Below are 8,010 nucleotides of genomic sequence, written 5' to 3' on the forward strand. Positions count from 1 at the left end.
ACCCAGCCATCAGACCTTGCCGAAGCGGCTTTCGCAGGCAAGGGCCAATGCGTCGCGTTCCTTCAACAGAATATGGAGCAGGTCGTCCAACTGTCGCGACCTTGCACGCTGCGGCGGTTGAATCAGCAACGCGCGAAACGTAATCGACGGCTCAAAAGCGCGTGCGATCAGACCCCGATTTTCAAATTCGCTGGCGACAAAAGCCATCGCGTTGGTCAGGCCGACGCCGGCGCCCTCGGCAACGAGCTGGCAGACGCTCGCTGCAAACTGGGTTTCAACAACGATCTTGGGTTGCGAGCCCGCACCGCGCAATGCCGTGTCGAGTTGCTTGCGCGCCGTGTCGTCGGGCGCGAGCGAAACCAGCGGCACGCCATCGAGGTCGATCGGGGTGATGGTTTCGAGCGCCGCCAGCGGGTGGGCTTCTGGCATCACGCAGATCCCGCGCGTTGCAATGAACGGCTCAGTCATCACATTGGTCGTATCGATTTCATCGGCGCACAAGCCGATATCGTGCGTTCCGCTTGCGATAAGATTGCGGACGATGCTCGAATTCGCGATCTCGAAGGTTACTGTCACTCCAGGATGCCGGTCGATGAAAAGCTTGATAACGCGCGGGGCGAGCGAGAGCCCCAAAGCAGCTGAAGTCGCTATCCGCAACGATCCCGTTCCGACCGCGCGGATGCGCGCCACCGCCTGTTTAAGGCGATCCATACCGACATAAGTGTCGAGTATCTCCTGATAAAGCAGATGGGCTTCCGGCGTCGGGATCAATCTGGGGCCGGCACGCTCGAACAGCTTCAACCGCGTCACGTCTTCCAACCGTTTCAATGACCTGCTGATTGCTGGCTGCGAAACGCCCATCAGCTCGGCGCCCTTGGTGGTTGAGCCGGTTCGCATGACGGCATTGAAGGCTTCAATGAGGCTCAGATTCATGAGCCATTATAACATAGACGCATAATGAAGCGCCATAGTTCAATTTGAATAAGGTCTCTTCTCCGCCTAGCGTTGTCTCCAAGGAGAATGGAATGCACGACGAGACCAAATGTCTGAAAGTGCCAGCAGCCAATGGGGCGTTTGCGAGCCTGTCGGTGCCGGTGCATCGCGCGTCGACGATCGTTTTCGACAGCGTGGATGCTTATCAGAACCGCCGGTCCGCTATGTATGACGGCTATTCATATGGCCTTTACGGGACGCCAACGACGCGCACATTGGAACAGGCGATCGCTGCATTGGAAGGGGCCTCGCGAGCCTTGGTGGTGCCGTCCGGCTTTGCCGCCATCGCGCTCACTACGCTCACCTTCTGTGCTCCCGGCCAGCGCGTGCTGTTTCCGGATAACGCCTATGATACTGTACGACCCTTTGCCGACCGGTTTCTGGGACGGCTCGGCATCAAGCCGGTCTTCTATGATCCATCGTTGGGGAGCCGCATTGCCGATCTGCTCGATTCGAGTGTACAGCTTGTCTGGGTTGAATCGCCCGGGTCGATGACGCTTGAGGTCCAGGATGTTCCGGCGATCACGGCGGCCTGCCAGGCGCGGGGAATTCTCACTGCTGCCGACAATACCTACGCAACGCCGCTTCGATGCAAACCGCTGAGCCTCGGCGTCGATCTCTCGATCTGCGCCGCATCAAAATATGTCTCGGGCCATTCCGACGTTGTGATGGGCTCGGTTGCCGTCAACAACGAGGATATTTTCCGCCAGCTCAAAGATCATTCGCGGTTTTTGGGCCAAGGCGTTTCCGCTGATGAAGCCAGCCTGGTCCTGCGCGGGATGGAAACCATGGCCGTTCGCCTCGACCGGTGTGAACAAAGCGCGCTGCAACTGCTGCCAATGCTTCAAGCAAGCAATGCTGTCCGCGAAATCCGCCATCCCGCATTGCCCGAAAATCCGGGTCATCAGTTCTGGAAGCGCGACTTCACCGGATCGACCGGCCTGATTACGCTTTTCCTTGAACCCTGGACAAGGCCGCTGCTGGCGAAGGCCATTGAGGCGATGGATCAATTCGCCATCGGCGCGAGCTGGGGAGGCACCAAGAGTGTCGTTGCCGTTCTCGACCAGCCGCCGCTGCGCACCGCGACGCCAGCGCCGCACCACGGCCCCGTCGTCAGGCTCAGCATCGGGATGGAGCACCCGGAAGACCTGCGGGCCAGTTTGGAGAAATGCCTGAGCATCCTGGCGGCTGCGACGCCTGACGGCATAGCTAATGATAAAGATTTGGGGAGAGCGCAGCCATGACAAGAGCGATGAAATGTATCTCTATCGGGCTGCTGCTCGGTACGGCTCTGGCGGGTTGTTCGAATGGTGCCAAGAAGGAAAGCTTGGTTGAGAAGATCAAGGCGCGCGGAAATCTTAATTGTAGCGGTAGTCAGGGCATACCCGGCCTTTCGCGTCCTGATGAGAAGGGAATTTGGCGGGGCTTCGACAGCGATGTGTGCCGGGCAATCGCTGCCGCGATTCTCGGCGATGCCACCAAGGTGCGCTTCGTTCCGCTCAATGCCGCCCAGCGCCTTCCCGCGGTCCAGACAGGCGAAATCGATATCCTGTCCCGGACCACAACGCTGACCTTCACCCGCGACATGGCCATCCGCTTTGTCGTCAATACGCTTTACGATGGCGATGTCGTCATTACCCGCAAGGCCGATGGCATCACCGAGCCGGCAAAGCTCGGCGGACGGACCATCTGCATGCAGGGCGGTGGCAGTCTCGTCGAGAATGCGCTCGACGAGCTTGAGGAAAAGCACAAATTCAAGATGAAGCGCGTCTATTTCGATTCGACGATAACGGCGCGCGATACCTATTTCGCGGGCCGGTGCGACGCCTATGTTACCGATGGATTGGCAGCGCAAAGCCAGATTGCCACTGTCGCCAAGAACCCCGCCGAACACAGCACGATGTATGCAGGCGACGCGATCGAGCCCAACGGGATCGCCATCCCGCGTGGCGATGACCGGCTGTTCGATGTCGCGCGCTGGACCTTCAACGTCCTCATCTGGGCCGAAAAGAACGGCATCACGCAGGCCAATGTCGACGACATGGCCAAGAATGGCGATGCGGTCACCAAACGCATCCTGGGCGGCGATCCTGCTTTCGGCCGGTCGATGGGGCTCGATAGCAAATGGGCATACAACGTGATCAAGCAGGTCGGGAATTACAAGGAAATCTGGGACCGGAATTTGGGCGAGAACACGCCGATCAAGGCGGATCGTCGGCTCAACAAGCTCTATTCCGAGGGCGGCCTGATGTTTCCGCTGCCATGGGATTGATGGTGTGGACGGCCATCGCTTGAAAAAGGTCCTTTTGGTATGAACCGGACACAACGCAATCTCGCCTACCAGGCTGCTGCGCTTCTTCTGGTGTTTGGAGCAGTCGCGCTAGTGGTTGCGACGGCATCGGCCAACCTTGCGGACCGCGGTATCGAATTGGGAACGGAATTTCTCGGCGACCGGGCGGGCTTCACGCTGTCCGAAAGCTGGCTGCCCTATTCGCCCGAAGACAGCAATTTATGGGCGATCGCCGCCGGCATTGTCAACACGCTCGTCATATCGCTTTTTGTCGCTTTTTTTGCGACGTTTATCGGCACCGGGCTTGGCATATTGCGGCTGAGTGAAAATGCCCTGGCGAAATCCTTTGCCCGCAGCTGGGTTGAAATCGCGCGAAACTCGCCGCCGATATTGCTCCTTCTTTTTCTCTACAGCTTTTTGGGGCAGGTGCTGCCTGTCGCCGATGTCGTCGAGCCGATCCAGGGCGTGTATTTGTCGCTTCGCGGCCTCGCGATCCCGGCGCTCGATCTGCAAGGTATGGGTTGGAGCGTCACAGGCGGTGTATTGCTGACACTGATCGGCATTGGGAGCGTCGCAAAGGCAACCGCATCGCGCCAAAGAGAGACTGGCCTTTGCCCCCCTTGGGTCAAATGGGCAATAGCCGCATCAGCGTTGCTCTGGCTTCTGATAATTGTGCTCCTGCTTGCCCCGTCGGCGTCAGTCGAATTACCGAAAGCCAACGGTCCCGATATCGTCGGCGGCTTCATCCTCTCGCCCGAGTTCTTCACGCTGATTACAGGGCTCACATTTTACACCTCGGGATTTGTCGCGGAAATCGTCAGGACCGGATTGCAATCGGTGACGCGTGGCCAGTGGGAGGCAGCTTATGCTTTAGGCTTGTCGCGCGGCCGCACCCTTCGTCTGGTCGTCATTCCGCAAATGCTGCGTGTCATCATCCCGCCGATGACCAGCCAATATATCAACATCGTCAAAAACTCGACCCTGGTCATCGCCATTGGCTATGCCGATTTCATGGTCGTGACCGGCACCGTGATCAATAAGACCAGCCACGCGATCGAAGGCACCGTCATCATCATCGCGGTTTATCTGGCAATCAATTTGAGCCTGTCGGCGCTGATGAACCAGGTCAACCGCCGCGTGCAGCAGGGAGTCGGCTGATGCAAAAGCTGTCATCTGACGCTCCGGGCTGGAACGCCGTTCGCAGCCTTGTGGGTTCTCCGTTCAATGCCGTTTTGACGGTTATATTTGCCGTAATCCTGTTCTTGGCTTTGCCGCCCTTTCTCACATGGGCCGTCTTCGACGCCGCCGTTTTTCCAGCAGTCCCGGAGACGTGCAGAACGGCGGCGGGCGCGTGCTGGAGCTTCATTGTCGCCAAACACAGCCAGATCCTGTTCGGCATCTACCCGTTTGATGAGCGTTGGCGACCGCTGCTCGTCTGCACATTGCTGATCGGCCTGCTTGTTTACTCCATTCGGCCATCGGCCTGGCGCGCGCGGCTTGCAGGCTTCTGGATAGTAGCGCTGATGCTGTCTTGGGGCCTGATGAGGGGGGGGCTTTGCCGGTCTTGCCTCCGTCTCGACCGACAATTGGGGCGGCCTTCCTGTAACGCTCCTTCTCACGGTGGTTGCAATTGGCATCGGCTTTCCAACCGGCATCCTTCTCGCGCTTGCACGGCGCTCCGATCTTCCGGTTATCAGGCTACTGAGCACGCTTTTCATCGAACTGACGCGGGCGCTGCCACTCTTGAGCATATTGTTCATCGCCTCGATCATGTTGCCGCTGCTCGTGCCCGAAGACCTGCTTCCCGACAAATTCTCCCGGGCGGTGATCGCTCTGACTATGTTTGCCTCGGCCTATCTGGCCGAGGTGGTGCGCGGCGGCTTGCAGGCGTTGCCAAAGGGCCAAGCCGAAGCGGCGCAGGCACTAGGGCTCTCCTATTGGCAATGCCAACTCAAGGTGATCCTGCCGCAGGCCATAGCGGTCGTCATTCCGGCGCTGACCAACACGATCATCGTCATGATCAAGAATACGAGCCTCGTCCTTGTTATAGGATTGTTCGACCTCATCAGTTCAGGGAAGGCAGCGCTGGCCGATCCCGAATGGAGTTCGCCCTCGGTCGAAGTATATCTTTTCATTACCGCCATTTATTTTACGCTCTGCTTTGGCTTCAGCCGATTTGCCGACCGCCTTGAGCAGCGAGCCAAAGGACCCAGCCATGAATGAAAACGCCATCTCGCTGTCGAGCGTGTCAAAGAGTTTCGGCGCGTTTCAGGCTTTGAAGTCGATCGACCTGTCCGTCGCGAAAGGCGAGCGCATCGTAATTTGCGGCCCTTCCGGTTCGGGCAAATCGACTCTGATCCGCTGCATCAACCAGCTCGAAACGCACGAGGCTGGCGAGATACTGGTCAATGGGATTAAGGTCGGTACCGAGCCCAAACAGCTCGAAGCCATACGAACGCAGGTCGGTATGGTCTTTCAAAGCTTCAACCTTTTCCCGCACCTGACTATCCTCGAAAACTGTACGCTCGCACCGATCTGGGTGAAGAAGCTTTCGAAAGCCGCCGCCGAAGCCAAGGCCATGCAATTGCTCGAACGAGTCAGAATCCCCGACCAGGCGCATAAGCGCCCCAGCCAATTGTCCGGCGGACAGCAGCAACGGGTCGCGATCGCGCGCGCTCTGTGCATGGAGCCGAGTGTCATGCTGTTCGACGAGCCGACATCGGCGCTCGATCCGGAAATGGTGAAAGAGGTTCTCGACGTAATGCTCGAACTCGCAAGCGAAGGCATGACCATGCTCGTGGTCACGCACGAAATGGGATTTGCCCGCCAGGCTGCAGACCGGGTCATCTTCATGGATCAGGGAAATATTCTGGAATCCGGTCCGCCGACCGAATTTTTTGCCAATCCGCGTCACGAACGGACCCGTCTCTTCCTCAGCCAGATTTTGCATTGATCCCTCGAATGGACGGGCAATCACTAGACCGGTCGGCAGGCTGGCGGATCGAGGCGGATTTGCTCGGCGAAGGCTCCGTGCCAGCGCACGCACTCTATGGCCTTCAAACCCAGCGCGCCATTGACAACTTCCCGATAAGCGGCCGCACCATCGGCTCTCTGCCAGTCCTTCTTAATAATCTCGCGCGTGTCAAAAAGGCCGCTGCGAGGGCAAATTTGGCAGCTGGCGAACTCGATGCAGATGTCACCGACGCAATTTCGCGGGCCTGCGATGAAATTGGCGATGGCATGCATTGGGATCAATTCCGCGTCGATATTCTGCAGGGCGGCGCAGGAACATCGACCAATATGAACATGAACGAAGTCATCGCAAACCGCGCCCTGTTTCTGATGGGCCGCAATGCGGGAGACTATGATCATGTTCATCCAAACGACCACGTGAACCGAAATCAATCAACCAACGATGCTTATGCCACGGCGGTCCGGTTGGCTGTATTCGAATCCAACCTGGCACTGATAGATAGCATCGAACGGCTCGCAGCGATTTGCCGCCAGAAAGCGACCGAGTTTGCCGGGGTTCGCAAGCTCGCTCGTACCGAGCTGCAAGACGCGGTCCCGATGACCGCAGAGCAGGAGTTTCTGGCCTTCGCCGCCGCGCTCGAAGAGGATGTCTCGCGAGGACGGGAGGTCGGCGCACTGTTTCTCGAAATCAATCTCGGGGGCACTGCTGTTGGCAGTGGCACCGGGGCATCCAAGGACTACCGCGAGGCCGTCGTGGAGAACCTCCGGCAAATTTGCGGTTTTCCGGTCGTTCCAGCGGCGAATTTGTTTGAAGCAAGCTGGGATATGGGCGCGTTTGTCTTTTACAGCGGCTTTCTTAAGCGGCTCGCAGCAAAATTATCGAAGATTTGCAACGATCTGCGACTGCTCTCAAGCGGTCCGAGAGGCGGGTTCGCCGAGATGGTCCTTCCCGCCCGCCAAGCTGGCTCCTCGATCATGCCCGGCAAAATCAATCCAGTCATTCCCGAAGCAATTAACCAGATTGCGTTTCGCGTTTTTGGGCTCGACCTTACCGTCACATTCGCAGCTGAGGCGGGCCAGCTACAGCTCAATGCCTTTACGCCCGTTATTGTGTCGTCGGTTGATGAAGCGGTATCATTGTTAATTGCGGGAATGGATATACTGGGAACGGGCTGTATCGCGGGCATAAAAATCGATCAGCAGCGTTGCGAAGAAATCCTTGATGGAAGTTTGGCCAGCGCCATTGAGTTGGTTCCAGTCGTCGGGTACAAAGCTGCCAATGAAATCATGAAGGCCGCGCGCCTTAGCGGTTCTTCTATCGATGACGCGCATGCACTTTGGCAAAGTGAGCGCGTGATTGCTCGCTGATGGTTTCCGCGAGCTTGGAGCGCTTCAGCCGGAACTTGAAAGGTCAAGATCGATCCTGGTTCGAAATAACGATTGCCCTTGTGGGGCGCGCAAGTTAAGGGCTCATCAGCATGAAGTGGTTGGCATTTCTTTTCCTTGGTTTTGCGCTTATCTCGGGCATGGCTCATGCACCCGCGGTTGCCCATACCGGCATGGAACATGCCCACTCAGATCATGGTACCGTTGACATTCTCTCGCTAGTCGAGGACAATGGTGACCAATCAGGCCTACCAGACGTGCAAGGCGACAACGTCCATAGCCACCAATGTCCTGCTGCGATCGATGCTCGTGCAACCAGCCTTGGCCTTAACCTGATCGCTGGTAAGCTTTTGTTGCCCTTTCCACGG

At 57.8% G+C, this 8,010-nt stretch carries 7 protein-coding genes and 1 pseudogene; 7 read left to right on the forward strand and 1 reads right to left on the reverse strand.

The window, feature by feature from the left end; genetic code table 11:
- Positions 1 to 9 precede the first annotated feature (9 nt).
- Positions 10 to 933 carry a LysR substrate-binding domain-containing protein gene (locus tag ACFSAG_RS10535; protein WP_381514488.1) on the reverse strand — a complete coding sequence of 308 codons (924 nt, stop codon included), beginning with the start codon at positions 931 to 933 and terminating at the stop codon, positions 10 to 12.
- A 92-nt stretch (positions 934 to 1,025) separates the two neighbouring features.
- Between ACFSAG_RS10535 and ACFSAG_RS10540 the strand changes: the two genes are divergently transcribed.
- The 7 genes and pseudogenes from ACFSAG_RS10540 to ACFSAG_RS10570 form a co-directional block, all read left to right on the forward strand.
- Entirely contained in the window at positions 1,026 to 2,237 is a 1,212-nt protein-coding gene (locus ACFSAG_RS10540) for a trans-sulfuration enzyme family protein (RefSeq protein WP_381514491.1), read from the forward strand.
- A complete protein-coding gene (locus tag ACFSAG_RS10545; RefSeq protein WP_381514494.1) occupies positions 2,234 to 3,265 on the forward strand; it encodes a transporter substrate-binding domain-containing protein in 1,032 nt (343 codons plus the stop codon). The genes ACFSAG_RS10540 and ACFSAG_RS10545 overlap by 4 nt, the downstream gene beginning before the upstream one ends.
- A gap of 39 nt (positions 3,266 to 3,304) precedes the next feature.
- Entirely contained in the window at positions 3,305 to 4,441 is a 1,137-nt protein-coding gene (locus ACFSAG_RS10550; RefSeq protein ID WP_381514496.1) for an ABC transporter permease subunit, read from the forward strand.
- 441 nt (positions 4,442 to 4,882) lie between these two features.
- Positions 4,883 to 5,506 (forward strand): annotated as a pseudogene (locus tag ACFSAG_RS10555) (amino acid ABC transporter permease); the annotation flags it as partial.
- Positions 5,499 to 6,236, forward strand: coding sequence for an amino acid ABC transporter ATP-binding protein (locus ACFSAG_RS10560; protein ID WP_381514498.1), 738 nt, complete (start codon positions 5,499 to 5,501; stop codon positions 6,234 to 6,236). The pseudogene ACFSAG_RS10555 and the gene ACFSAG_RS10560, both read left to right, overlap by 8 nt.
- Before the next feature lie 8 nt (positions 6,237 to 6,244).
- Positions 6,245 to 7,624, forward strand: coding sequence for an aspartate ammonia-lyase (locus ACFSAG_RS10565; RefSeq protein WP_381514501.1), 1,380 nt, complete (start codon positions 6,245 to 6,247; stop codon positions 7,622 to 7,624).
- Positions 7,625 to 7,734: 110 nt separating this feature from the next.
- A partial coding sequence (locus ACFSAG_RS10570) for a hypothetical protein (protein ID WP_381514504.1) occupies positions 7,735 to 8,010 on the forward strand: 276 nt, incomplete at its 3' end.

Source organism: Sphingorhabdus buctiana, assembly GCF_042680825.1.
GTDB classification, from domain to species: Bacteria; Pseudomonadota; Alphaproteobacteria; order Sphingomonadales; family Sphingomonadaceae; genus Sphingorhabdus_B; species Sphingorhabdus_B buctiana.

Bases quoted from the DNA above. Each gene is read 5' to 3' on its own strand.
- ACFSAG_RS10540 (WP_381514491.1), top strand. From the start codon at position 1,026: ATGCACGACGAGACCAAATGTCTGAAAGTGCCAGCAGCCAATGGGGCG.
- ACFSAG_RS10560 (WP_381514498.1), top strand. From the start codon at position 5,499: ATGAATGAAAACGCCATCTCGCTGTCGAGCGTGTCAAAGAGTTTCGGC.
- ACFSAG_RS10545 (WP_381514494.1), top strand. From the start codon at position 2,234: ATGACAAGAGCGATGAAATGTATCTCTATCGGGCTGCTGCTCGGTACG.
- ACFSAG_RS10565 (WP_381514501.1), top strand. From the start codon at position 6,245: ATGGACGGGCAATCACTAGACCGGTCGGCAGGCTGGCGGATCGAGGCG.
- ACFSAG_RS10535 (WP_381514488.1), bottom strand. From the start codon at position 933: ATGAATCTGAGCCTCATTGAAGCCTTCAATGCCGTCATGCGAACCGGC.
- ACFSAG_RS10550 (WP_381514496.1), top strand. From the start codon at position 3,305: ATGAACCGGACACAACGCAATCTCGCCTACCAGGCTGCTGCGCTTCTT.